Consider the following 22,195-nt stretch of genomic DNA (forward strand, 5'->3'; position numbering starts at 1 on the left):
ATCCGTCTGTAGGCTGCACCGTGCCATTTACCTGGGTTGACTGGGCGATCGTTGCGATCGTCGCCATCTCCGCATTGATCAGTCTGAGTCGCGGCTTCGTCAAGGAAGCGCTCTCGCTGCTGACCTGGATCATCGCGGGAGTCGTGGCCTGGATGTTTGGTGGCTCGCTGTCCCAGTACCTCGCCGGATACATCGAAACACCCTCGGCCCGCGTGATCGCGGGCTGTGCCATCTTGTTTATCGCCACCTTGCTGGTGGGCGCAATGATCAATTATCTGATCGGCGAACTGATTCGCGTCACCGGGCTTTCCGGGACGGACCGGTTCCTGGGCATGGCTTTCGGCGCGGCGCGTGGCGCCTTGCTGGTGGTCGTGGCCGTCGGGCTGTTGAGCCTGGGGCCGGTACAGCAGGATACGTGGTGGCAGGAGTCCCGGCTCGTGCCACAATTTCTATTGGTCGCAGACTGGTCCAAGAACCTGATCCTGGGTTGGAGCAGTCAGTGGCTTGCCAGCGGTATCAGCGTACCCGCTGAAATACCGTTCAAGGAACAGCTCTTGCCGATGGCCAAAACGCCGCAGTGAGTGTTGTTCAGTTCAGATCCATTAAGTAGGGGTTGCGCCGCATGTGTGGCATCGTCGGTATCGTCGGTAAGTCGAACGTCAATCAGGCGCTGTATGACGCGCTAACCGTGCTCCAGCACCGCGGCCAGGACGCTGCCGGTATCGTGACCAGCCATGACGGCCGGTTATTCCTGCGCAAGGACAATGGCCTGGTGCGCGACGTGTTCCATCAGCGTCACATGCAGCGCCTCGTCGGGCATATGGGCATCGGACATGTGCGTTACCCGACAGCGGGTAGCTCGACTTCGGCCGAAGCCCAGCCGTTCTATGTCAACTCGCCGTACGGCATCACGTTGGCGCACAACGGCAACCTGACCAATGTCGAGCAACTGGCCAAGGAGATCTACGAATCTGACTTGCGCCACGTCAACACCAGTTCCGACTCGGAAGTGATGCTCAACGTCTTCGCTCACGAGCTGGCCCAGCGCGGCAAGCTGCAGCCGACCGAAGAAGACGTGTTCGCCGCCGTGACCGACGTGCACAACCGTTGCGTGGGTGGCTACTCGGTGGTGGCGATGATCACCGGCTACGGCATCGTCGGTTTCCGCGACCCGCACGGTATTCGTCCGATCGTGTTCGGCCAGCGTCACACCGACGAAGGCGTCGAGTACATGATCGCCTCCGAGAGCGTGTCCCTGGACGTGCTTGGTTTCACCCTGATTCGCGACCTGGCCCCGGGCGAAGCGGTCTACATCACTGAAGACGGCAAGTTGTTCACCCGCCAGTGCGCGACCAACCCGAGCCTGACGCCGTGTATCTTCGAGCACGTCTACCTGGCCCGTCCGGACTCGATCATTGACGGTATCTCGGTCTACAAGGCGCGCCTGCGCATGGGCGAGAAGCTCGCCGACAAGATCCTGCGCGAGCGTCCGGACCATGACATCGACGTGGTCATCCCGATCCCGGACACCAGCCGCACCGCGGCCCTGGAGCTGGCGAACCATTTGGGCGTGAAGTTCCGCGAAGGCTTCGTGAAGAACCGCTACATTGGCCGCACCTTCATCATGCCGGGCCAGGCTGCACGGAAAAAATCCGTACGCCAGAAGCTCAACGCCATTGAACTGGAATTCCGCGGCAAGAACGTGATGCTGGTGGACGATTCCATCGTGCGCGGTACCACCTGCAAGCAGATCATCCAGATGGCCCGCGAAGCCGGCGCCAAGAATGTCTACTTCTGCTCGGCGGCCCCGGCCGTGCGCTACCCGAACGTCTACGGCATCGATATGCCGAGTGCCCATGAGCTGATCGCTCATAACCGCACGACCCAGGAAGTGGCCGACCTGATTGGCGCCGACTGGCTGATCTACCAGGACTTGCCGGACCTCATCGAAGCGGTGGGTGGCGGCAAGATCAAGATCGAGCAGTTCGATTGTGCGGTATTCGACGGCAAGTACGTCACCGGCGACATCGACGAGGCCTACCTGAATCGGATCGAGAACGCGCGTAACGACGCGTCCAAGGCCAAGACGCAGGCGGTCAGCGCGATCATCGATCTGTACAACAACTGAGTCACGAACCGGCCCCGAGGGGCCGGTTTGCGTTTAACCGATTACAGGAGTGGCAGCATGAGTCAGGATTGGGATGCCGGTCGGCTGGACAGCGACCTTGAAGGCGTAGCGTTCGATACCCTGGCGGTTCGCGCGGGCCAGCACCGTACACCGGAAGCCGAACATGGCGATCCGATGTTCTTCACCTCCAGCTACGTGTTCCGCACGGCCGCCGATGCCGCGGCGCGCTTTGCCGGGGAAGTGCCGGGCAACGTCTACTCGCGTTACACCAACCCGACCGTGCGGGCTTTCGAGGAGCGTATCGCCGCCCTGGAAGGCGCCGAGCAGGCCGTGGCGACCGCCACCGGCATGGCCGCGATCATGGCGGTGGTGATGAGCTTCTGCAGCGCTGGCGACCATGTACTGGTGTCGCGCAGCGTTTTCGGCTCGACCATCAGCCTGTTCGAAAAGTACTTCAAGCGTTTCGGCGTGGAAGTCGATTACGTGCCCCTGGCGGACCTGTCCGGTTGGGATGCCGCGATCAAGGCCAATACCAAGCTGCTTTTCGTCGAGTCGCCGTCCAATCCGCTTGCTGAGCTGGTGGACATCGCCGCGCTGGCGGAAATCGCCCATGCCAAGGGCGCCATGTTGGTGGTCGACAACTGCTTCTGCACACCGGCGCTGCAACAGCCGCTCAAGCTGGGCGCGGACGTGGTGGTGCATTCGGCCACCAAGTTCATTGACGGCCAAGGTCGTTGCATGGGCGGTGTCGTTGCTGGTCGTGGCGAGCAAATGAAAGAGGTCGTGGGCTTCTTGCGCACCGCTGGGCCGACCCTCAGCCCGTTCAATGCCTGGATCTTCCTCAAAGGCCTGGAAACCCTCGGCCTACGGATGAAGGCTCATTGTGCCAATGCCCAGGCCCTGGCCGAGTGGCTGGAGCAGCAGGACGGTATCGAGAAAGTGCATTACGCCGGCCTCAAGAGCCATCCGCAACACGAACTGGCCTTGCGTCAGCAGCGCGGTTTCGGCGCGGTGGTGAGCTTCGAGGTCAAGGGCGGCAAGGAGGGCGCCTGGCGTTTCATCGACGCGACCCGGTTGATCTCCATCACTGCCAACCTCGGTGACAGCAAAACCACCATTACCCACCCGAGCACCACCTCCCACGGTCGCCTGTCGCCCCAGGAGCGTGAATCGGCGGGTATCCGTGACAGCCTGATCCGCGTGGCGGTCGGCCTGGAAGACGTGGCGGACCTGCAAGCCGACCTGGCCCGCGGGTTGGCGGCCTTGTGATCGAGCTGGCTACGCCGCCGAGCGGTACTCATGGCCGGGTAGCCCTGGTGACGGGCGCCGCGCGGGGTATCGGCCTTGGGATTGCCGCTTGGCTGATCTGTGAAGGTTGGCAGGTGGTTCTCACCGACCTGGACCGCGAGCGCGGTTCCAAGGTGGCGAAAACTTTGGGTGACAATGCCTGGTTCATCGCCATGGATGTGTCGGACGAGGCCCAGGTTGCCACCGCTATCGCTGAAGTGCTCGGCCAGTTCGGGCGGCTCGACGCGCTGGTGTGCAACGCCGCCATCGCCGACCCGCACAACATCACCCTGGAAAGCCTGGACCTGGCGCATTGGAACCGGGTCTTGGCGGTGAACCTGGGTGGGCCGATGCTGCTGGCCAAGCACTGCGCACCTTACCTGCGTGCCCACAACGGGGCCATCGTCAACCTGGCCTCGACCCGCGCCGCGCAGTCGGAACCGGACACCGAGGCCTATGCGGCCAGCAAAGGAGGCTTGCTGGCCCTGACTCATGCCCTGGCGATCAGTCTAGGGCCGGAGATTCGGGTCAACGCCGTCAGCCCTGGTTGGATCGACGCGCGAGACCCATCGCAACGTCGAGCGCAGCCGCTCACCGATGCCGATCACGCCCAGCATCCGGCGGGCAGGGTGGGTACGGTGGAGGACGTGGCGGCGATGGTGGCATGGCTGCTTTCGCGCAACGCCGGTTTTGTCACGGGGCAGGAGTTCGTGGTGGATGGCGGCATGACCAAGAAAATGATTTATGAGTAAGGAGCAGCTGCAAGCGGCAAGTTTCAAGCTGCAAGCAGCGTGGTGCGGGTCCGGTGCTTTTTACTTGTAGCTTGGCGCTAGTCGCTTGAAACTGTTTCTGAAAAAAATCCAACCCTGCTATTGACTTAGCTTCGGTACCTGCGTAAATTTCGCGGCCTCAACGCAGCAAAGGGTGATTAGCTCAGCCGGGAGAGCGTCTGCCTTACAAGCAGAATGTCGGCGGTTCGATCCCGTCATCACCCACCATGTTTCTTGAGAGTCTTGCGAAAGCAAGATGGAAGCTGTCAAAAGCATCCACCGACGCGCAGCGGTAGTTCAGTCGGTTAGAATACCGGCCTGTCACGCCGGGGGTCGCGGGTTCGAGTCCCGTCCGCTGCGCCATATTTTCCGAAGCAGGTTCGCCTGGTTCGAGATCCAAGCCCGCGGGTTTGGATCAGACGAGTTAAATGGACGCAAGTCCACAGCGATACGCAGCGGTAGTTCAGTCGGTTAGAATACCGGCCTGTCACGCCGGGGGTCGCGGGTTCGAGTCCCGTCCGCTGCGCCATATCTGCTTCGAGGCCCACTGAACGCCTTGAAGCTAAGAAGAAAGCTGAAGAGCTTCTTCCAATCGATAGCAAAGACCCTGGTCGAAAGACCGGGGTTTTTTGTGTCTGGCTGAACAGTATTGGGCCTACAACCGTGGCGAGGGAGCTTGCTCCCCCTGGGCTGCAAAGCAGCCCTTGTGTCGGCCGCTTCAGAACCCCAACCGATCCCGCAACCCGTAATACCAAGCCCCCATCGCTGCAAACGGGGTGCGCAGCAATTGACCGCCGGGGAAGGGGTAGTGCGGCAGGTCCGCAAACGCGTCAAAACGCTCTGCTTGCCCTCGCAATGCCTCTGCCAGTACCTTGCCCGCCAAATGCGTATACGTCACGCCATGACCACTGCAGCCTTGGGAATAATAAATGTTATCCCCCAGCCGCCCGACTTGCGGAAGACGCGACAGAGTCAGTAGGAAATTTCCGGTCCAGGCGTAATCGATCTTCACATCCTTGAGCTGCGGGAACGCTTTGAGCATCTTCGGCCGAATGATCGCTTCAATGTTGGCCGGATCCCTTGCGCCATACACCACGCCACCACCGAAAATCAGGCGCTTGTCACCCGTCAGCCGGTAGTAGTCGAGCAGGTAGTTGCAATCTTCGACGCAGTGATCCTGAGGCAGCAGGCGATGGGCCAACTCGTCCCCCAGCGGCTCAGTGGCGATCACCTGCGTACCGCAAGGCATCGACTTGGCCGCCAACTCCGGCACCAGATTGCCCAGGTAAGCATTGCCCGCCACGATAATGAATTTGGCCCTGACCTTGCCCTGCGGCGTATGCACGACCGGACTGGCACCGCGCTCGATGCGCACCGCCGGCGACTGCTCGTAGATCACACCACCCAGTGACTCCACCGCCGCCGCTTCGCCCAGCGCCAGATTGAGTGGGTGGATATGCCCTCCGCTCATATCCAACATGCCGCCGACATACTCCTCGCAAGCCACCACCTCGTGAATACGCCGCTGATCCAGCAACTCCAGCTGTGTATGACCGAAACGCTCCCATAAACGCTTCTGCGACTCCAGGTGCCCCATCTGTTTAGTGGTGAGGGCCGCGAATACACCGCCATCCTTCAGATCGCACTGGATCTGATATTTCGCCACCCGTTCACGAATGATCCGCCCACCCTCGAACGCCATGTTGCCGAGCAACTGCGCTTGCTGTGGACCGACGCTGCGTTCGATCACATCAATGTCGCGGCTGTAGCTGTTGACGATCTGCCCACCGTTGCGACCCGAAGCGCCGAAGCCGACCTTCGCCGCCTCGACGATCGTCACTTTAAAACCGTGCTCCAGCAGAAACAGCGCGGAAGACAACCCCGTGTATCCCGCACCGATCACGCAGACATCGGTTTCGACATCATCCTGCAGGGCAGGGCGCGACGGCGTCGCATTGGCCGATGCGGCGTAATAGGACGCTGGGTAGGATGTGTTCGCCATTCTGGAACCTCTGTTTTATATTTTTTACGAATGCAGCGATCCTACCCGAGATAAAAATCCGCCGCCAGCCACCACAAAATCCTTGTCGCTTCGGCGCAATTAAATATTTTGCATATTCATAGGCTTAGGTGAAAAAAAGGTGTTGACACCCCTTTGGAATTCCGTAGAATGCCGCCTCACAGCAGGCACGTAGCTCAGTTGGTTAGAGCACCACCTTGACATGGTGGGGGTCGTTGGTTCGAGTCCAATCGCGCCTACCAAACAAAATCCGCTCTGCTGGGCGGTCTAGAAGGGCTCACCGAAAGGTGGGCCCTTTTTTGTTGGCTGCGATTTTCAAAACTTTTTCAAAACTTTTGCAAAACCCCACCTCACAACGCCAATTCGGCGCCCACCTCTACGTATTCAATCGTCTGCTCGCCGTGTCCCTTCTGGTAGTGCTTCGTCATCTTTTCGTCCGCATGACCAAGCAGCGCCTGGATGTATTCCTGGGGGAAGTTCTGCTGCTCGTAGAGCCACGCGCCTAATGCGCGTATTTCGTGGAAAGTGGGGCGCTCTCCGGCTGGCATGTAGTCGTAGGCGTGCGCCTCGTCTCTAGCCTTGCTAAATTCCTTGGTCAGGTAGTCCGGCGTCACCGAGGTCCAGTGATCCTTCGCATTGATCTGCTCTCTGCGCCTCGCCTTGGGCTTGTAATGGATCAGGTAGGGGGAAGCTACGGGTGAGCGTAGGCACTCTCCTACAACCTCGCGTAGGGCTGCCCCCATCTTGATTTTGAGGTGAACCGGATTGCTGTAACCCTGGGTTTTTCCGGGCGAAACGGTCAGCGTGTTTTCATCCATGTTGGCGGCTGATTTCTGCCACGTCACGATGTCCTCGCGCCGCTGGAGGCTTGTTAGCGCTAGGCGGATTGCGCGTTTTAGCCAGGGGGGAGTCGTCGCGGCGTTGATGATTGAGTTCAGTCCTTCGAGGGTGTGACGCTGACGCTTCTTCTCCGCCTCCTTTTTCACCAAGGTCAGCTCTGCCACATTTCGCTCTGCCAGGCCTTTAGCCACAGCGAAAGCGAATATTTGAACCCAGAGACCGCGGTGCTTCGTGTAGGCGTTGTTGCTGAACTGGTCCAGGTATTCAGCCATGGCAAGCACGTCCATTTGCCCAATCAGGCGCTCGCCAAGGTCTCGCTGGTACCGCTGAAGCTTGAACTTGATCTCCTCCAGCGTGCGAGCTGCATACCCTTTTTCCTTAAGCCACTCGTCCTGGAAACGCTGCAATAGAATGTTGATCGTCGGCAGACGCCCCCCAGTCAACACGGTGAGTAGCGCGCCGTCGTCGACAACCAGCGCCGACAGTTTCAGATTCGCCGCCCGCGCTAGCTTTATTGCTTCTTCCAAAGGACGGTTGATGCTTGTCACCAATCCGGTGATGGGATTGCGGTACCGCCAATATTTTCCGTTGGGGTAGAGGTTCGGCGGCAACTTTCTGTTTCTCAATATGCGTGGCCGAGCAGCCATCAACCAATCTCCGTCATCTGTGCCAGTAGCGGGTCGTTCGCTCCCATGACTGCTGCTTGTAGATCAACAAAATACATCCCGCCCCTTATCTCTCCGATCACTTCCCCTTCCTCAATCCACTTTTTGAGTTGCTGCACGCTGGGTTTGCCGCCTGCGTACCGTAGTTTTCTGTACTCGCTCACCTCCATGAGGCGAGGGAGCTTTACAGTCATTTGGGCAATGATTTTTGCCATGATGATGCTCCATGCCGCGCGTGGCGGCATTATCTGTCCCTTTTATGGGTGTGTATGTTGAATGATGTAGATGGTGATGCTTCAAAATAATGGCCTGCCGGACATCACTGCAGGTCTGCTAGATGTCCGCTGGCTCAGGAGCGTCTTAGGTCATTTTCGGTCCTCCCTCAGAAGGTCAGAGGAACGAGGATTAGCAGATCCCACGCATAGGGCGCGGCGCATTGAGGTACAGTAAAATCTGATAGGATGGAGAGCTTCCCCTGAGCCGGATTTTGCGGCTTCCCCTAATTTAATAAGGTGGGTGCGTTTTTGAGCAAGATCAATCCATTCAAACCCAATAGCCCCGTATCTGCGGGGATGTTCGCAGGCCGCGTTAAAGAAATGCAGGCATTTGAAAAAGGCCTTCACCAAACCAAAAACGGACATGGCACGAACTTACTCTTAACGGGCGAGCGCGGTATCGGAAAGTCTTCGTTAATGAATTTGCTTAAATGTCTTGCGGCTGGTCTAGTAAGGCCGGTTACGGGTGATTATAAGACATTTAATTTCGTTACTGTTAATGTTGTTATTTCTGATCGGACGAGTCTGGTAAGCTTTATCAAACTCATTGAGAAAAATATAAGTCGTGAGCTTGGTAAGATAGAAACAGTTCGTAAATTTTTAGCTGAGACCTGGTCCTTCGTTCAAAGAATAAAGGTTTTGGATTCGGGTGTAGATAAAGCGACTCCTACTGACGATTCGGATTTGCTGATTGACGAGTTTGCCTATTCATTGTCAGAAACCTGCAAGCGAATAGCTAGCCCCGAAAAAGGGGAACATGGCCGTGACGGTGTGGTTTTTTTAATTGATGAGGCAGACAATGCGTCTCCATCTCTTCATATTGGGTATTTTTTCAAGGCCGTCACCGAAATGCTTCAAAGTCACGGGTGCAGCAATGTGATGTTCGTCGTTGCGGGTCTGCCAGAAGTAGTTGAAAAGCTAGCTAAGTCGCATGAGTCCTCCATCCGAATTTTTACTCATCTGAAGATTAAGGAGCTAAATTTTACAGATACTAAGTATGTTGTCGATCGGGGTATTGCTGCGGGAAATGACGTAAACGAAGTTAAAACTACCATTGGGGAGCTTGCGAAAGACCATATTGCCACGCTTTCGGAAGGGTATCCGCATTTCATCCAGCAGTTTGCCTATTCAGCGTTTGATCGCAACGTGGATGGCGAGATAACTATGGAAGACGTACTTGATGGTGCCTTTAGCGAAGGAGGAGCTATTGATTCTATTGGCACGCGTTACTACGCAAGCGATTATCACTCGAAAATTAAATCTGATGAGTATCGCCAAGTACTTAGTATCATGGCTGAGAATATGAATGAGTGGATCAAAAAAAGCGAAATTCGCAGTAGTTTTTCTGGCGACGATCAAACACTTACCGATGCTTTGCGTGCTCTAACTACCCGAAAAATCATTTTGAAGAATGAATCGAAGATGGGGGAGTATCGATTACAGCAGCGGGGGTTCGCGCTCTGGATCAAACTTTTTGGTTCAAGGAAGCATGCTTAGGGGGTATTGGGTGAGTTGATTTCGGTAACTGCTTTTCTAGGTAGCGGGCGGCGATGGCCGCCTCTCCTGACATATATAGCTGAACTTGCCTATGGCCAGTTTCTTGGCATACCTCTTTTTCTAATGCGGCCGAAACCCTTCGGCGATGCTCTCACGCTAGGCTTTCTCGCGCTGATAGCATCGCATAGCCACCGCCTCGGCCGGCTCCTCCTTTCGGCAATCGCTGGCTTTCTCCCATTCGTAGTCTGACAACTTGAGCGGTGCTGCTCTTTAGTTTTGTCGTGCCCGGTTGTTAGCCGCTTCTCGAGTCGAGGACTATTTATCGGTTTTCCCGGCCAAGCTGAAATTTGTAGAAGGATATTTTCTTGCAGCTGCGATCGGGGGTGCCATGCTGCGGCCTGGGATCTCCAGTCCCCTGCGTTGGTTGGCATAGTTCGTAATATACGGCTATCACTTATCCGAGCACACTGGCCGGAGGCGGACATGAGACTGCAAAACGACGTAGATGCGCTCGCGGCAATCGAGGAGGATGCAAGGGCGATGCTGAAATGGATCGGATTGCCTGACGATGCTCAGAAACTGGCGGTAGTCGTCTTCCTCCGCGAGATCATAGATCTGGCGACCTATACCAAATCTACGACTCTCATACCCAATGGATTTGATCTCGACTGATCCAGGCGCTCCGTGGCGATGGCGCTATGATGGCATTTTTATAATGGATGGGGTTGAATAGCCGATCCACGAATGGAGTACAGGACGGTTTATGCAGTTCAAGCGCGGCTTCAGCATCCTTGGTTTCGCTATGATTATCGTTATGGCGGCTGGGTGTAAGTCCTACACTGAGAAAGCAGCGGAGGGGCTACCTAACTCCGAAACCGCAGGTATTCGGGCGATAGAGAAGACGCTCACGATTGCCAGCGTAGATGGAGCAGACACTCTGTATGCGTTGTACACGCAGCGTACAGAATATCGCTTGTCGCCGGGAAAACACCGTCTGGAAGTGAAGAAGTGGACGGGAACAAGAGCGACGAGGCCAATTTTTCGGGACGTTTACCTAAAAGCCGGGCGTGAGTACGGTCTCAAGTCGATGCCAAGCGAAGACTGGTGGGACTTTAAGATCGAGGATATGGAATCTGGTGAGCGGATAGATAAGCCGATCACCCCTTAAGGATGAAGCGACGATGGACCCCTATGACCTCCTAGAAGAAGTCAACGACGACCAATCTTTTCTTAGATTTGTCCATGCTCTGATGGCAGATAGAGCGGCAGCCTCAGCGGATAGCACTGATTGGGAAAACGATACAATAGATGGTTTTTTGGAAGTTGCCGTTGCTTGGGCTGAATCCAGCGACTTCGGTATCAGGCAAGGGCTTGATCCATCTAATCCTTGGCGTCAGTTTGCGGTTTTTCTGTACTGCGGAAAGATCTATGAATGACCCGTGCGTTTGAGTGCTGTTGGAAAAAACTCCTATTTAGCGTTAAGCGCCAAGTCTCTAAGCCTTCTCTCCGTCGCGTGGTCGAACCGGTCCAGAATTAGGTCGGCTTGATCCTCGGTGATGGCTCCCGCGCAGGTTAGGCCGATCACAAATCCGTGAGCTTTTGCACCGCTTTTGACGGCCAGGATCATCGATCCAGCGGTCTCGATGTCTTTTAGTAGCTTGTCAGCAGCGCGCATCGCCCCGGCTGGTAGGTTGAAAGGTTCGTTAGACATTTGGTACTCCGCACACGCAAGTTTGACCTTCGCCGGGCTGGGGCGTCGTCGCCCTCTGATGCCATCGACCAATTCGACGCAGCAGGGTTTTAGAAATCCTCAGCATTTGGTGCCTGACGGGGTCGCGTTTCCGATAGGCTGCCCATCTGCCGGGGGGCACGACAAACGGCTCGCCAGCGACCTCATCCTAGGAGGAACCCAACCCGTTTGCCTAGAATCCAATTTGGAAACGGGAGGTGGAAGTGGAATGAAGTGCAGTTGCTGGATTTGTTGGGGCGACACGTATCGCGAGGGCCTATACGGTGATTGGGGTGATGTCATTTGCCTTGAGTGTGGACATTACATAATTAGTCGCCGTTTGTTGAAGGATTACCTAGGCAATAAATTTGACGTAGAGCGCATGCGAGACACTTTCGCTTTCGTTAGCGCTCAGGGTTGCATTCCGCTGGTGCACAGGTACAGCGCCGTATTTGCCCACAAAATGCCGCCACTGAAGCCTTCTGGGAAATTGATCGGCTGGGCCTATGACCTTAAACAAGCTGGCAGTACAGCGGGGCGAATAGATGATCTGTCATGGCGAGCCCAAAAAAGGTATCAAGCGGCTAATCTGACCTGATTCCAGGCGCCGACGGCAGAGAATAGCTTCGCGGCTTGCCCCTCTCCCAGACACACATCGTCGGGTATCGCAATCCAGCCAGACGCCACCAGATGGTTCGGATTGCAGCTATTGCAAAGCTCCAGGTAGTAATGCTCGATAGCATCCGTAAGACTTTGCACCTTGTAGACGCCTTCCGGCGATATCTCCACTGACTTGATGTACTCGGCTCCGCGGTCGTCTCGGCACATGCCGGCGATATAGATTGTCCAGTGGTAGGCGAAATCGAAGATTGCGTTAGCGATTTCAAGCGTTCGGATCTGGCGGCAACTTTTCCAGTTCATCATGACCTGCGTGCCGCTCGGGTCAATGTTTACCACTGCGACATGGTTGGTCCTGAGCAATGCCCGGCATTTTCGTTCGGCGCGGGCGACGTTGTTATTCGCTTTACGTTTGCTCATGGCGTGTACACCGCTTTGCGTCTCGTCCTCCGCTTGGCGTGAGGCTGCGATTCTCGTTTCCGCTTCAGGATTGTTTCCGGGTCTATCCGGGTGGAGCGGGGCGGTCGTATCGGATTGAAAGGCGGTGCCTCCAATTGAACGACTCGTCCGCCCTTCTGGAGATATTTGGTGATCTGATCATCGATCGATTCTGCATTCCGCCGCTGCAGCTCGATCAGGCTGAGGTGATTGCTAATCATCTTTGCCTCACTTAATTCGGATGGAGCTATCTCCACGTTCCAGGTGCGCCCAGGACGGTTCGGGCAGAAGTTCATGCTCGACGTCTTCACCAGCTTCGATCCGCTTCCGGACGGCGTCGTTGTGATCGCGGATTTCTTTGAGCTTGGCGGCGATAGCGTTCTTATCGGGCGCAATGCTGGTTTTCACGGCAATGAGCTCATCCGGCACGGCGTCTTCGTTGTCCACGATTACCTTCTCTTTGCCGAGGGCCAGGGTAATGGTGAAAAGGGGACGCTTAATGGTTTTGAGATTTGCCGCTTCCATGTTCCGGCGAAGGTAGTCGGTGATCTCGGCCACGCTGTTGTTCTTGATGCGCTTGAGCTCGGTGAGACGCTCAATCTCGTTTTCAATCGCGGCCACATCGCTTTCAATGTTCCGGCGCAGCATGACGACATTGTCGGCCTTCACTTCGAACTCGCCTTGGATCTCTTCCAGGGCGTGCTGTAGGGCCTCTTTAAGTCCCTCATCATCGACGTCGGCCATCGCTTGGATCTCGGCGAGCTTGCCGGAGAGTGCGTATAGCTGGGTCATGCAGCTGACTCCTCTTCGAATTTCGCAGAAAGGTCTTTCAGTTCTTTGGCGATGCGCCGGACCGCCGTATCGTCTTTACGCGCGGTCAGGCGTCGAACTGCGTGGTCATGGATCTTTTTGAGTTCTTGCAGCGACTGGGCACCTTGCATCGTCTCGACAACCGACCTGATGTAATCCAGCCGTTCTTGCTTCTGGCGTTCCTCTTCCGCGACCTTGTCTTCAGCTTTGATCATCGCTACCTCATCGCGCACCGCATCGACATAGGCGGCGTCCTCAAAGAGGCCCATGTGGATGTCGGCTGCAAACCCGAGGGGTTGGAGGCACTTGCCGATAGCATCGGTCAGCGACTTTTTCGCGGCCTCCCAATCAGTGACGATCTTCCCCTGTTGGAGATGGACGAAAGGGGTGTGGCCGTAATGCTCGACGGTGCATTTCTGACCATCTTTGCCCACGTACCAGAGCTGAATTTTCAACGTGTGCAGCTTGGCGTTAATGCGTGGAGCGTCCGGCCATTCCTTGGTGGGAGCCTGAAGAGGGCCGCCTTCGTCGAAGCGATCCTCAAGGACTGTCCAACCCCAACCCTCGCCGCACGGGCCGAACACTTCCGTGGCCTTGCGCATCAGGTAGGTGGGTTTAATGGCGGTGCCTTTAAAACCGCCCATGCCAGTGAAATTCTTTGTTGCGCTGGGATCGGTTACGTTGACCTGATCCCAGATGCGGGTATTGGACATAACTATTCTCCGCGCCACCGACGAGGGGCGCTGCGTACAGAGCTGAAGTCATTGAGTGACGCGATCAGCCAGGGCGCTGAACAGCATCAAGAAGAAGCAGAAGGCGATGGTTGAGAAGGATCCACGCCAGATGAGAAGGCGCCTGGCTCGCTGATGGCTGGTCATCTAGGCCGAACCCTTACAGCGATTCGCCGGCCCTGCATGGTTGCTGTGAGGCGTCGTGGGAGATCTGCGACGCGCTCGTCACGACTCCGTCCGATCACCTCATTGAACGGCATGCCATAGCCGATGATGGCTATCCTGCGCTGGATGTCATCCAACTGTTCATCGATCAGTGTTTTTACTGGTGCAGTGCTCATCGCGCCTCCTTGCGCTTCCGGCTGATCTTCAGCAGGCGTGCGCTGTAGTGATGGAATTCTTCGGGTGTGATCCCGCCTGACGTGAAGTGGCGGACAATCAGGCCCTCGGCGAGCGTGTCGTCTAAATCTTTGCTTTCAGACTCTTCGAGCGCTGCTAGGGCTTGGTCGATTGCGATGTGAGGACTCACAGTTCGTTGTCCTCTGCTTGAGCAATCAATGCGTCATCAGCCAGGGGCTCAAGTAGCGTTTGAGCGATCTCGCCGCGCTTGCCCAATGGGTGATCGCTCGGGCCAAGGAGCTCAGCGATCGCGTTCTTGTCTGGTCTGCCATTGTCCAAAGAGAGCATCAACCAACCCAGTGCCGGAGAATGCACCTCGCAGTCTGCGAGCCGGTTGTTCACGTGCTCGTCGATCGCCAGAGCGAGCTGAGCCGTGGTTACTATCTGGGGCCGGCGCATGCGGCGCTGAACTTTAACGTCTACCCCGGCCAGCAGGCTCTCGACAGCGTTGTACAACCACTCAGCTCGTGCATTTTCCCAAGTATCCTCGCTAGCCATCGGAGGGGACTGGACGATTTTTATTGGTTGGCTGATTTTTAATGCAGCGGTCATAGAGGCCTCCGTCTGGCGAGGTGTGGATCTGAAACCTGGCTGCGGCTCGGCAGCGCGAGGAGTAACTAGGAGCGCGCAGAAGAGGGCGCACCGGATGAACTTTCAGTCGTTTTCCCAATGCACCCGGAGGTCCAGGTGCATCAGTGAAAAAAGCTGTATCGCTCACGCCTCCTACCGGGTCATTCGCCAGTTCGGTCAACACCTCGTCCGCCGTCGCAGTTCTGCGCGTTGGTAGCCTTTCAGGGCTATCGGATCGCCGGTCGCCAGTAGTCGCGGCGCGATTTTGTTCACCTGACTTCCTCTCGCCCCACAGGTGTGGCCGGGGCTGACCTCCCAGCGTGAGCCGGGTAATCGTTTATGGCGCGTGTTGTTAAAGAGCTGTGGGTCTCTTCAGGCCCTGGCGAGTCGTTCACGTCTCGCCGAAGTAAAATTACCGCCGGTAATGTGCGCCGTCAATACCTCCGGTAATGTTTTTTTTGATTTCCACTTGACTCCCTACCGAAGCGCAGCCGAAGGGTGGGATGTCTGTAGGAAGGGTTGGCTCGTCCAGCGTGATTACCGTGTGTTTTATGGGCATCCGGAAATTCGACTCGAATGATTCGGGCCACCAGGAGGATTGCGAGCGAGAAACTGTTTGGGTAGGGGAGCTGCCAGACACGAAAAAGCCCGCCGAGGCGGGCTTGTTTCCGATGCATCAATTTCGATATTCATTATTGAGCTATCGGCGTCACTACCACTGGTTGCCGGTTGGACTAAAGATCTCCGCCTCGCCAGATGACCTTACCGATGATTCGATGTTCGTACGCATCACTGCCGGTGAACACCCGATCAGGGTGGTCAACCTTGTTCTGATTGTCACTTCGGATGATCCAGTCGCCTTCAGGCGATTTCACAAGACGTTTCACGATTGCCTTTTCGCCGTGCGCCAAGACAAAAACCTGGCCGTGGATTGGTTCGACTATGGACAGGTCTACCAACAACACATCTCGGTGATTAATCGTCGGCCACATGCTTTGACCGTCAGCGTAAATCACGATCAATTGCTCGGGCTTCAGGCGCTTAGCTTTTAGCCATTTTCGCTTGAAGGCAAGAGTGGATCTGATTTCTACGTGCGGGTTCTCGCTTCCCAAACCGGCCGCAGCTTTCGCATCGTATTGCGGGATGAAGGCATAGTGATCGTTTCCAATATCACCCTCAGCGGGAAGAGGGGAATTGCTACTAGCTGGAGACTTCACATTTGGCGGCGTGTCTGTACTGAGGCGGCTATTGTTTACTGTCGTCGGATCCGACGTCATTGACTCGAGCTGTTTTGCTAGCTCGGGGCTGAATTCAGAAACAGGTACCTGGAGCATCCTGGCGAAAACCACCGCCGCCTTAAGGCTCAGGGCGGTACGGCGGTTCATGAAATGACTGACTGCTCCTTGTGTTACGCCATCGCCTAGTTCGGCTGCGATCTTTTCCTGAGTCAGTTTCAGGGACGAGCGCTTGCGCTGAAAGATCTCCTTCAGGCGGTCACTATCTTCCAATTGCCACTCGGCAAGTGGGAGTCTTCGAGAGTCTTTAGTCATTCCCAAATCATATTACCTGCGGTATTCAAGCGACCAATATCGCCGGTATTGACCATAAACAATACCGGCGGTCATACTATCTCCGTGTACCCAACTTGAGGGCGCATCCATGCGTCATTTGACCCTTGCTGAATTCGCTGAAAAACACGGGCACACCAAGGCTGCCGAGCTTCTTGGCCTCACGCAGGGTGGGCTTAGTAAGGCCATCCGTGCTGGTAGGCACGTCACCGTAGCGTGTCATGACGACGGCACTTATTCCGCTATTGAGCGGCGCCCATTTCCTTCACAGAAATCAGCAGCCTAATCCTCCCCACAACTAAGGAGTTTTGCACCGATGGGATTTAAAGACCCCCTCAACCAACGCAGAGACATCGCTCGCAAGATTCGTCTCTATCCGCTCTTGGATCGGCAACTGCAACGTGCCGCCGACAAGAGCCGCCGCGAGTACGCAACCTACCTATTCGAGATGCTTGAGTGGGCCGCCGTAAACGGCGCCATCGAAGCACTAATGCCGGAGGATCTGAAGGATATCGCGGGCTAGAGGCCCTCAGGAGGGCACGATGCAATTTACTGAAGAGAACGTGCCGCCCGAGATCCGAGCCAAGGTTCATCGACTCATGGAAGCAAGAGGGTGGACGTTCGAGGAGGCGGTGAACGAGATCCTGCTTGAGGCAATCGCCTCAGGCGCAACGGCCTTCGTTGGAAGGCGTAAAGCACCGATTTTGACCCTGGTGGGACTGAAGAGGCCCTCACCTGGATAGTTTGAGGCCCTCACTTAGGGCCTGAAGAGGGACTCACTTTCCTCCAGACGTAAAAAAATTACCGGGCAGGGTGGTTTTTCACAGCGGTACAACAAGAAGCAGAGCAAATGATGCGCTATCCAAATCACTCGATCAATACCCCGGCCAATGTCGCGACACATATTGGCGGTGACGAAAAGGTGTCGCGTAGAACCCTGAACAGTGGCTTGCGTCCGGTTACCCAACGCCGGGCATTGCGAGGTGCAGCGTGAGCATGGGACTTATGGTTGCCGCGATGAAGATTCGTGTTGGCAATCCGTTGCGCAAACTGGTGCTTATCAAACTGGCCGACAACGCCAGTGACCTGGGGGAGTGCTGGCCTTCGTACCAGCATATTGCTGATCAGTGCGAGATCAGCAAGCGCTCTGTCATGAACCACATAGCCGCGCTCTGTGCTTGTGGTTTGCTGCGCAAGGAAGTCAGAAAGGGTGGCCCAAAGGGTAACTCTTCAAACGTCTACTACCTCACCCTAGGTGGTGAACCTCCTGCACCAGGGGTAGTGCAAGAAATTCACCAGGGTAGTGCAGCAGATGCACCCCCTAGTGAATTTGCTGCACCAGGGGGTAGTGCAGGAGCTGCACCCAGAACCAGTCACTCTTTTGAACCAGTCAATGAACCGGTCATTGAACCAATTGCGACCCAGGCTGCGGCCAAGGTCGCGAAGGGCCAAATCGTTCCGTTCACTCCCCAGCAACCGCGGTGCCAGATTCCCGCCGACATGCCAGGGCCAAAAGACCAGTCCTGCAAAACCTTCAAGGCTTGGGCGAACTACGCCATGGCCTACCGCAAGCGGTACGACGCATGGCCGGTGTGGAACGCCAAAGTCGCAGGGCAGGTCGGCAAGCTGGTTGACCGCCTTGGGGCCGATGTCGCTCATCACGTCGCCGCGTACTTCCTGACCATCGACGACTCGCGGCTGATCAACGGCTGCCACGGCATCGGTGACCTGCTCACCAAGGCAGAGGCCTATCACACCCAGTGGATGACCAACCGCCGGATGAACCTGACCACGGCTCAGCAGATCGAGCGCAAGCAGGCCAACCTCGCCGCCGGCCAGGACGCTGCTCGCCGGATCATGGATCGCGAAAGGAGGAAAGCCAATGAGTTCATGTGAGCGCATGACCTCCGACCAGATCGCGCAGCTGGCCCTGGCAATCACCGCCACTGCCGAAGTGCTTGGTCAGGCCCTGACCGCAGACGCGGCTGAAATGATGGCTGACGATCTTTCGGAATACCCCGTCCCGGTGGTCGCCAGTGCTCTGAAATCCTGCCGACGGGAGCTGAGCGGAAAGCTGACCTTGGCCGCCATCCTCCAACGCGTCCAGGCTGCCGACGGTCGTCCTGGCAAGGACGAAGCCTGGGCCATCGCGATAGCCACCAGTGATGAGTTTGAGACCGTGGTGCTTACCGATGAGATCCAGCTCGCCCTGGCCGCTGCGAAGCCTGTCCTCGACGCCGGGGACAAGATCGGTGCCCGGATGGCGTTCATCAGCGCTTACGAGCGTTTGGTAAGCCAGGCCCGTGAAGAGGCCAAGCCGGTTAACTGGCATGTCTCTGTGGGATTTGACGCGAGCCGTCGAATCCAGGCAATCACCAAGGCGATGCAGATGCAGCGCATACCGCAGGAACGGGGACAGAAGTATCTCGCTGACCTGAGTGTTGAACCGATTACCGAGGACGGACGCGCCTTGGCCGGGTTGATCACTGGGACAGTTGCCCGACCGGCGCCGAAGCTGCGAGAGAAGCTAGGAATGGTGAAGAAGTCGATGTTGAAAATGCGTGCGGCTAACGCCGAGAAGCAGGATGAAATGCGGATTGAGGCAGCAAGTGAGTTGGCGGATCGCCGGGCATTGTTGATGCGGCAAGTCCGGGAGTTGGAAGCGAGGAGGGCGGCTCAATGACCGATAGAATCAGCGTCAATTGCCAATCCAAACTCACCGAGGCAATCACCAGCCTGACCACTATGTACCGTGAGAAGAAGTATGTGGTCGTGTCCCTCCGCCCAGGAAAGGATCGGACGTTGGACCAGAACGCCCTTTGGTTCGCGATGTACAAGCGGATTGCAGAAATGACCGAGATCGGCGATGCGGCAGACGCTCGTCGCTACTGCAAGCTGCATTTTGGCGTGCAAATCCTGCTCAACGAAGACGCCGGCTTTCAAGCGGCGTGGTACCGGGTTATGCGTCACCTGCCTTACGAGGAAAAGCTCGCAATGATGGGCGAGCACAAGTTGTTCGGTCCTGACGGCTTTCCAGTAACCAGCCTGTTCAACCGTGCCCAGGGCATCGCCTACACGGATCGCATCGCCACGTATTTCACGCGCCAAGGCGTGGTGTTCTCCGACTTGTTGAGCGAGGAGGCGGCATGACGACTTTCGAGGAAATCAGCCGGTGCCCAGCTGCCAACCACCGATTCTGGTCGGAAAGGGCTCGCTTCAATCTTGCCTGCTATCGATACAACGGAGCGAGCTCGGCAGATCGCCGATTGGAGCGCGCCGGGTTCCTCAGGAATATGGCTCATCGCCGGGCGCAGACATACCTGATGCGGATGGAGGCGCCGATGGACCAATTTGAGGTGGCTGCATGATTCCAAAGCAGCCCAAGTCGAAGAAGTGCAAGAACCCTGCATGCGGCGTCGGCTTTCCGCCAAGACGTTTAGGCCAGGTGGTATGCAGCCCGGCATGTGCAGTCGCTTTGGTCCAGGTCAAACGGGAGCAGGAACGTAAGTCACTGGCCCAGCTAGAGCGCCGAGCGATCAAAGCCGCCAAGGAGCGAATCAAGTCACGCTCGCAGCACATGAGGGAAGCGCAGGTCGCGTTCAATGCTTGGGTTCGACTGCGGGATGCAGGGCTTCCCTGCGTGAGTTGTGGCCGGCACCACAACGGGCAATGGCATGCAGGTCATTACCGCACAGTTGGAGGCAGCCCCGAGCTTCGCTTTGAGCCGCTGAACGTCTGGCGTCAGTGTGCGCCGTGCAACAACCACCAGTCCGGCAACATCGTGAACTATCGAATCGAGCTGGTGAGACGGATTGGCGAAGAAAAGGTGGCTTGGTTAGAAGGGCCTCATCAGCCCCGCAAGTACACCATCGAAGAGTTGAAGACCATCAAGGCCGAGTATCGAGCAAAGGCCAGAGAACTGAAGAGGGCCGCAGCATGACCTATCGCAACGTTATTTCCGCAGTCGTCCGGGCGCTGGCCGCCGAAACCATCAGCTCAGCAGGGGGATGCGACTTTGAACCTAAGGTGCAAAGCGGCAAGCATGTCGGCAAGATGGTGGGGAGGGATGCTGCGTTTCTCACGGACTGCTGGGTATTCGGGCGACTGCATAGATCTCTTTCTTCCGCGCATTGGCGTGTGCTCGTGGCGAAGTTCTCGACTCACACCGAGCGCAAACACACCGCCATCGCTGAGCTGACAAAGACTGTGCGCTCACCAGCACCTGAGCGATTTCGACATTGTGCGATCGTTACTTGGGCATTACCCAAGCCAGCTGGAGTCAGTGGCAAACGTTCGACAACCGTGCTGCCAGCAGCGTGGTACGAGATGGATAATTGGTCTGAAGAGCCTTATCCGATCAAGACCCAGGAGCGGTGGCGGAGGGATATACGTAAGGCGCTGGAACGCGAAGTTGATGAGGCTTTAGTTGCTGCCCAAACGCTGTTGGATGCAGAGGGACTTATTGAAACAAAAGCCGCTTGACTTGATTTGAGCCAATGAGCCATTATTTACCCATCCTGCCGTTCCTGCGTATTGATAGGGATTATAGAAAGAGCCCAGCCATAGATGCTGGGCTTTTTGTTTTTAAGATTTACTGGTTGATAGGTTGGACTGCTAAAATCCGGGCTCAAATTTCGAACCATGAGATGGATCTTATGCGGCAATTCTTTGCTATGACCTTTGGCGGCCTGACCCCGAGCTATTACGCCCGACAGCTTTTTTTCTGAGCGCTGTTCGCGGCGTTCTTCATCTACATGAAGTCGCGGTCTCCATCTGGGATTGATTTTGCCAACACATCCCTTGCGGTAGTTAGTACCCTGTTGTACCCCTACGCACGATTCGTGTACGAAAGTGTGGTGGGATTCATCATGGGGGGAAATGTGTTCTTCGTGAATGCCTTGCTGATGCTAGGCGCAAAGATAATCACGATGTTCGTCTGCTGGTTCCTGGCAATTTTTATCGCGCCTTTAGGGCTTCTGTACCTCTACTGGTACCACAGACTCCAGCCATCCAATTGATATCTAATTAGCCAGGCCATCAAGCTGGGCTTTTTATTGGCTGCTCGTCGAGACCAGCAAATCCATTCCGAGCGCCGTCTTTCACCTATATGCGCAATGCGCAGGTTCTGCGCACTGAGAGAGAAGGCATACCATGTTAAATGACAACCATTGCCCCCGAGCCCCATATCTTGGGCCAGATGAGACAACGCCCGACGCCCGGAAGGGGCATGGTTCCCGTTTTGAACAAACTGAGTCTGAGCCCAAACATGGCGACGGCAATAGGCCTGAGGATTGGAATCAGCCGCCCGGGCATCCTTGGGACCGACCAGTATGCTCAGACGGATCGCGGAAACGGCGGCGCCAAATGAGCCGCTAAACAGCGCGACTCATATAACCCGGCCACTGCGCCGGGACTTAATCGCTTCGATTTCATCGCCTGGACAGCCCTCATGGAGGCCTGGACGTCGATTAGCCGGACATTTCAGCGTACGGAAATGATACCAGCACCACACGTCACAAAAATCCCGCCATATGTCGGGATGTTGTTGAATGCTTCGCCTCGGTCCGATACATAGACATGCGCATATGGCGCTTTGATATTGCGAGGTGGGATTGAAGGATGAGCGTACAAATATTTCGAGTAACGTTCACTCGCGGCAATAGCTCATCGGTAACGACCGCTGTCGTTGGTGCAAGCAGTGCTTGTCTAGCGAAGGAGCAAGTCAAGGAGCGTGAGGGCCGTGATATCTCGGTAATTTCTGCTGTTGAGATTTAGCATCTCCGAGATCTGGTTTTTCGACCAAATTGCCCAACCCCAGTGTTGGGCTTTTTCGCTTCTGGCAGGTGGCGC

At 56.3% G+C, this 22,195-nt stretch carries 29 protein-coding genes and 4 tRNA genes; 22 read left to right on the plus strand and 11 right to left on the minus strand.

Going from position 1 to position 22,195, the window contains the following annotated elements; translation table 11 throughout:
• The first annotated feature begins 20 nt into the window (after positions 1-20).
• The 7 genes from J3P90_RS08450 to J3P90_RS08480 all read left to right on the plus strand — a co-directional run bounded on the left by J3P90_RS08450 (position 21) and on the right by J3P90_RS08480 (position 4,714).
• Positions 21-581 (plus strand): CvpA family protein, encoded by a 561-nt coding sequence (locus J3P90_RS08450; RefSeq protein ID WP_039593931.1) that lies wholly within the window; start codon positions 21-23, stop codon positions 579-581.
• 41 nt (positions 582-622) lie between these two features.
• Positions 623-2,128, plus strand: a complete 1,506-nt coding sequence (gene purF / locus J3P90_RS08455; RefSeq protein WP_305495814.1) for an amidophosphoribosyltransferase — start codon at positions 623-625, stop codon at positions 2,126-2,128.
• Positions 2,129-2,185: 57 nt separating this feature from the next.
• On the plus strand, positions 2,186-3,397 hold the full coding sequence (locus tag J3P90_RS08460) for an O-succinylhomoserine sulfhydrylase (RefSeq protein ID WP_420765693.1): 1,212 nt from the start codon (positions 2,186-2,188) through the stop codon (positions 3,395-3,397).
• Entirely contained in the window at positions 3,394-4,167 is a 774-nt protein-coding gene (locus tag J3P90_RS08465) for an SDR family oxidoreductase (protein ID WP_434648356.1), read from the plus strand. The genes J3P90_RS08460 and J3P90_RS08465 overlap by 4 nt, the downstream gene beginning before the upstream one ends.
• Positions 4,168-4,337: 170 nt before the next feature.
• Positions 4,338-4,413 (plus strand) — tRNA-Val (locus tag J3P90_RS08470).
• A gap of 58 nt (positions 4,414-4,471) precedes the next feature.
• Positions 4,472-4,548: transfer RNA gene (locus tag J3P90_RS08475), tRNA-Asp, on the plus strand.
• A gap of 89 nt (positions 4,549-4,637) precedes the next feature.
• Positions 4,638-4,714 (plus strand) — tRNA-Asp (locus J3P90_RS08480).
• A 189-nt stretch (positions 4,715-4,903) separates the two neighbouring features.
• Here the strand turns inward: J3P90_RS08480 and J3P90_RS08485 are convergent.
• A complete protein-coding gene (locus J3P90_RS08485) occupies positions 4,904-6,187 on the minus strand; it encodes an NAD(P)/FAD-dependent oxidoreductase (RefSeq protein WP_434676108.1) in 1,284 nt (427 codons plus the stop codon).
• 183 nt (positions 6,188-6,370) lie between these two features.
• On the opposite strand from J3P90_RS08485, the gene J3P90_RS08490 reads away from it, so the two are divergent.
• Positions 6,371-6,447 (plus strand) — tRNA-Val (locus tag J3P90_RS08490).
• A 108-nt stretch (positions 6,448-6,555) separates the two neighbouring features.
• Here J3P90_RS08490 and J3P90_RS08495 read toward each other — a convergent pair.
• Both J3P90_RS08495 and J3P90_RS08500 read right to left on the minus strand, forming a co-directional pair.
• Entirely contained in the window at positions 6,556-7,692 is a 1,137-nt protein-coding gene (locus J3P90_RS08495) for a tyrosine-type recombinase/integrase (RefSeq protein ID WP_434676109.1), read from the minus strand.
• Positions 7,692-7,925: a hypothetical protein gene (locus J3P90_RS08500; RefSeq protein ID WP_434676110.1), complete on the minus strand. Its 234-nt coding sequence runs from the start codon at positions 7,923-7,925 to the stop codon at positions 7,692-7,694. Before J3P90_RS08500 ends, J3P90_RS08495 begins: the two co-directional genes overlap by 1 nt.
• 309 nt (positions 7,926-8,234) lie before the next feature.
• Here J3P90_RS08500 and J3P90_RS08505 point away from each other — a divergent pair, with 309 nt between their 5' ends.
• The 4 genes from J3P90_RS08505 to J3P90_RS08520 all read left to right on the plus strand — a co-directional run bounded on the left by J3P90_RS08505 (position 8,235) and on the right by J3P90_RS08520 (position 10,918).
• Positions 8,235-9,482, plus strand: coding sequence for an AAA family ATPase (locus J3P90_RS08505; protein WP_434676111.1), 1,248 nt, complete (start codon positions 8,235-8,237; stop codon positions 9,480-9,482).
• 483 nt (positions 9,483-9,965) lie between these two features.
• Positions 9,966-10,154: a hypothetical protein gene (locus J3P90_RS08510; RefSeq protein WP_434676112.1), complete on the plus strand. Its 189-nt coding sequence runs from the start codon at positions 9,966-9,968 to the stop codon at positions 10,152-10,154.
• 91 nt (positions 10,155-10,245) lie between these two features.
• A complete protein-coding gene (locus tag J3P90_RS08515) occupies positions 10,246-10,650 on the plus strand; it encodes a hypothetical protein (RefSeq protein ID WP_434559803.1) in 405 nt (134 codons plus the stop codon).
• Positions 10,651-10,663: 13 nt separating this feature from the next.
• The gene (locus J3P90_RS08520) at positions 10,664-10,918 is read left to right on the plus strand and encodes a DUF7660 family protein (RefSeq protein WP_434676113.1); all 255 of its coding nucleotides are present in this window, start codon (positions 10,664-10,666) and stop codon (positions 10,916-10,918) included.
• A 32-nt stretch (positions 10,919-10,950) separates the two neighbouring features.
• Here J3P90_RS08520 and J3P90_RS08525 read toward each other — a convergent pair whose 3' ends face one another.
• The 8 genes from J3P90_RS08525 to J3P90_RS08560 form a co-directional block, all read right to left on the minus strand.
• Positions 10,951-11,193 (minus strand): hypothetical protein, encoded by a 243-nt coding sequence (locus tag J3P90_RS08525; protein ID WP_434676114.1) that lies wholly within the window; start codon positions 11,191-11,193, stop codon positions 10,951-10,953.
• A gap of 594 nt (positions 11,194-11,787) precedes the next feature.
• A complete protein-coding gene (locus tag J3P90_RS08530) occupies positions 11,788-12,249 on the minus strand; it encodes a hypothetical protein (protein WP_434676115.1) in 462 nt (153 codons plus the stop codon).
• 246 nt (positions 12,250-12,495) lie between these two features.
• Positions 12,496-13,059 (minus strand): siphovirus Gp157 family protein, encoded by a 564-nt coding sequence (locus J3P90_RS08535; RefSeq protein ID WP_198795952.1) that lies wholly within the window; start codon positions 13,057-13,059, stop codon positions 12,496-12,498.
• A complete protein-coding gene (locus J3P90_RS08540; protein ID WP_198795953.1) occupies positions 13,056-13,790 on the minus strand; it encodes a hypothetical protein in 735 nt (244 codons plus the stop codon). The genes J3P90_RS08535 and J3P90_RS08540 overlap by 4 nt, the downstream gene beginning before the upstream one ends.
• Positions 13,791-13,951: 161 nt before the next feature.
• Complete coding sequence (locus tag J3P90_RS08545; RefSeq protein WP_030142001.1) at positions 13,952-14,149, minus strand: hypothetical protein; 198 nt, start codon at positions 14,147-14,149, stop codon at positions 13,952-13,954.
• Positions 14,146-14,337 carry a hypothetical protein gene (locus J3P90_RS08550; protein WP_434676116.1) on the minus strand — a complete coding sequence of 64 codons (192 nt, stop codon included), beginning with the start codon at positions 14,335-14,337 and terminating at the stop codon, positions 14,146-14,148. The genes J3P90_RS08545 and J3P90_RS08550 overlap by 4 nt, the downstream gene beginning before the upstream one ends.
• Positions 14,334-14,759 (minus strand): hypothetical protein, encoded by a 426-nt coding sequence (locus J3P90_RS08555; protein ID WP_434676117.1) that lies wholly within the window; start codon positions 14,757-14,759, stop codon positions 14,334-14,336. The genes J3P90_RS08550 and J3P90_RS08555 overlap by 4 nt, the downstream gene beginning before the upstream one ends.
• Before the next feature lie 752 nt (positions 14,760-15,511).
• Entirely contained in the window at positions 15,512-16,327 is an 816-nt protein-coding gene (locus J3P90_RS08560; protein WP_434676118.1) for a LexA family transcriptional regulator, read from the minus strand.
• 109 nt (positions 16,328-16,436) lie between these two features.
• Between J3P90_RS08560 and J3P90_RS08565 the strand changes: the two genes are divergently transcribed.
• The 10 genes from J3P90_RS08565 to J3P90_RS08610 all read left to right on the plus strand — a co-directional run bounded on the left by J3P90_RS08565 (position 16,437) and on the right by J3P90_RS08610 (position 20,827).
• Positions 16,437-16,631: a Cro/CI family transcriptional regulator gene (locus J3P90_RS08565; RefSeq protein WP_434606829.1), complete on the plus strand. Its 195-nt coding sequence runs from the start codon at positions 16,437-16,439 to the stop codon at positions 16,629-16,631.
• Between the two features lie 30 nt (positions 16,632-16,661).
• The gene (locus J3P90_RS08570; protein WP_030141993.1) at positions 16,662-16,868 is read left to right on the plus strand and encodes a hypothetical protein; all 207 of its coding nucleotides are present in this window, start codon (positions 16,662-16,664) and stop codon (positions 16,866-16,868) included.
• A gap of 19 nt (positions 16,869-16,887) precedes the next feature.
• On the plus strand, positions 16,888-17,088 hold the full coding sequence (locus J3P90_RS08575) for a hypothetical protein (protein ID WP_434676119.1): 201 nt from the start codon (positions 16,888-16,890) through the stop codon (positions 17,086-17,088).
• A gap of 107 nt (positions 17,089-17,195) precedes the next feature.
• Complete coding sequence (locus J3P90_RS08580; RefSeq protein ID WP_434676610.1) at positions 17,196-17,339, plus strand: hypothetical protein; 144 nt, start codon at positions 17,196-17,198, stop codon at positions 17,337-17,339.
• Complete coding sequence (locus J3P90_RS08585; protein ID WP_434676120.1) at positions 17,336-18,241, plus strand: helix-turn-helix domain-containing protein; 906 nt, start codon at positions 17,336-17,338, stop codon at positions 18,239-18,241. The genes J3P90_RS08580 and J3P90_RS08585 overlap by 4 nt, the downstream gene beginning before the upstream one ends.
• Positions 18,242-18,245: 4 nt before the next feature.
• The gene (locus tag J3P90_RS08590) at positions 18,246-19,028 is read left to right on the plus strand and encodes a hypothetical protein (RefSeq protein ID WP_434676121.1); all 783 of its coding nucleotides are present in this window, start codon (positions 18,246-18,248) and stop codon (positions 19,026-19,028) included.
• The gene (locus J3P90_RS08595; RefSeq protein ID WP_434676122.1) at positions 19,025-19,495 is read left to right on the plus strand and encodes a hypothetical protein; all 471 of its coding nucleotides are present in this window, start codon (positions 19,025-19,027) and stop codon (positions 19,493-19,495) included. The genes J3P90_RS08590 and J3P90_RS08595 overlap by 4 nt, the downstream gene beginning before the upstream one ends.
• Positions 19,492-19,713, plus strand: coding sequence for a hypothetical protein (locus tag J3P90_RS08600; RefSeq protein ID WP_434676123.1), 222 nt, complete (start codon positions 19,492-19,494; stop codon positions 19,711-19,713). The genes J3P90_RS08595 and J3P90_RS08600 overlap by 4 nt, the downstream gene beginning before the upstream one ends.
• Complete coding sequence (locus J3P90_RS08605) at positions 19,710-20,285, plus strand: recombination protein NinG (RefSeq protein ID WP_434676124.1); 576 nt, start codon at positions 19,710-19,712, stop codon at positions 20,283-20,285. The genes J3P90_RS08600 and J3P90_RS08605 overlap by 4 nt, the downstream gene beginning before the upstream one ends.
• Complete coding sequence (locus tag J3P90_RS08610) at positions 20,282-20,827, plus strand: hypothetical protein (RefSeq protein ID WP_434676125.1); 546 nt, start codon at positions 20,282-20,284, stop codon at positions 20,825-20,827. The genes J3P90_RS08605 and J3P90_RS08610 overlap by 4 nt, the downstream gene beginning before the upstream one ends.
• The last annotated feature ends 1,368 nt before the right edge of the window (positions 20,828-22,195 follow it).

The sequence above is a fragment of the Pseudomonas sp. D3-10 genome (assembly GCF_051132175.1).
In the GTDB taxonomy this organism is placed as follows: Bacteria; Pseudomonadota; Gammaproteobacteria; order Pseudomonadales; family Pseudomonadaceae; genus Aquipseudomonas.

Bases quoted from the DNA above. Each gene is read 5' to 3' on its own strand.
- purF (WP_305495814.1), top strand. From the start codon at position 623: ATGTGTGGCATCGTCGGTATCGTCGGTAAGTCGAACGTCAATCAGGCG.
- J3P90_RS08460 (WP_420765693.1), top strand. From the start codon at position 2,186: ATGAGTCAGGATTGGGATGCCGGTCGGCTGGACAGCGACCTTGAAGGC.
- J3P90_RS08485 (WP_434676108.1), bottom strand. From the start codon at position 6,187: ATGGCGAACACATCCTACCCAGCGTCCTATTACGCCGCATCGGCCAAT.
- J3P90_RS08495 (WP_434676109.1), bottom strand. From the start codon at position 7,692: ATGGCTGCTCGGCCACGCATATTGAGAAACAGAAAGTTGCCGCCGAAC.
- J3P90_RS08500 (WP_434676110.1), bottom strand. From the start codon at position 7,925: ATGGCAAAAATCATTGCCCAAATGACTGTAAAGCTCCCTCGCCTCATG.
- J3P90_RS08510 (WP_434676112.1), top strand. From the start codon at position 9,966: ATGAGACTGCAAAACGACGTAGATGCGCTCGCGGCAATCGAGGAGGAT.
- J3P90_RS08515 (WP_434559803.1), top strand. From the start codon at position 10,246: ATGCAGTTCAAGCGCGGCTTCAGCATCCTTGGTTTCGCTATGATTATC.
- J3P90_RS08520 (WP_434676113.1), top strand. From the start codon at position 10,664: ATGGACCCCTATGACCTCCTAGAAGAAGTCAACGACGACCAATCTTTT.
- J3P90_RS08525 (WP_434676114.1), bottom strand. From the start codon at position 11,193: ATGTCTAACGAACCTTTCAACCTACCAGCCGGGGCGATGCGCGCTGCT.
- J3P90_RS08530 (WP_434676115.1), bottom strand. From the start codon at position 12,249: ATGAGCAAACGTAAAGCGAATAACAACGTCGCCCGCGCCGAACGAAAA.
- J3P90_RS08535 (WP_198795952.1), bottom strand. From the start codon at position 13,059: ATGACCCAGCTATACGCACTCTCCGGCAAGCTCGCCGAGATCCAAGCG.
- J3P90_RS08540 (WP_198795953.1), bottom strand. From the start codon at position 13,790: ATGTCCAATACCCGCATCTGGGATCAGGTCAACGTAACCGATCCCAGC.
- J3P90_RS08545 (WP_030142001.1), bottom strand. From the start codon at position 14,149: ATGAGCACTGCACCAGTAAAAACACTGATCGATGAACAGTTGGATGAC.
- J3P90_RS08555 (WP_434676117.1), bottom strand. From the start codon at position 14,759: ATGACCGCTGCATTAAAAATCAGCCAACCAATAAAAATCGTCCAGTCC.
- J3P90_RS08560 (WP_434676118.1), bottom strand. From the start codon at position 16,327: ATGACTAAAGACTCTCGAAGACTCCCACTTGCCGAGTGGCAATTGGAA.
- J3P90_RS08565 (WP_434606829.1), top strand. From the start codon at position 16,437: ATGCGTCATTTGACCCTTGCTGAATTCGCTGAAAAACACGGGCACACC.
- J3P90_RS08570 (WP_030141993.1), top strand. From the start codon at position 16,662: ATGGGATTTAAAGACCCCCTCAACCAACGCAGAGACATCGCTCGCAAG.
- J3P90_RS08575 (WP_434676119.1), top strand. From the start codon at position 16,888: ATGCAATTTACTGAAGAGAACGTGCCGCCCGAGATCCGAGCCAAGGTT.
- J3P90_RS08580 (WP_434676610.1), top strand. From the start codon at position 17,196: ATGATGCGCTATCCAAATCACTCGATCAATACCCCGGCCAATGTCGCG.
- J3P90_RS08590 (WP_434676121.1), top strand. From the start codon at position 18,246: ATGACCTCCGACCAGATCGCGCAGCTGGCCCTGGCAATCACCGCCACT.
- J3P90_RS08595 (WP_434676122.1), top strand. From the start codon at position 19,025: ATGACCGATAGAATCAGCGTCAATTGCCAATCCAAACTCACCGAGGCA.
- J3P90_RS08600 (WP_434676123.1), top strand. From the start codon at position 19,492: ATGACGACTTTCGAGGAAATCAGCCGGTGCCCAGCTGCCAACCACCGA.
- J3P90_RS08605 (WP_434676124.1), top strand. From the start codon at position 19,710: ATGATTCCAAAGCAGCCCAAGTCGAAGAAGTGCAAGAACCCTGCATGC.
- J3P90_RS08610 (WP_434676125.1), top strand. From the start codon at position 20,282: ATGACCTATCGCAACGTTATTTCCGCAGTCGTCCGGGCGCTGGCCGCC.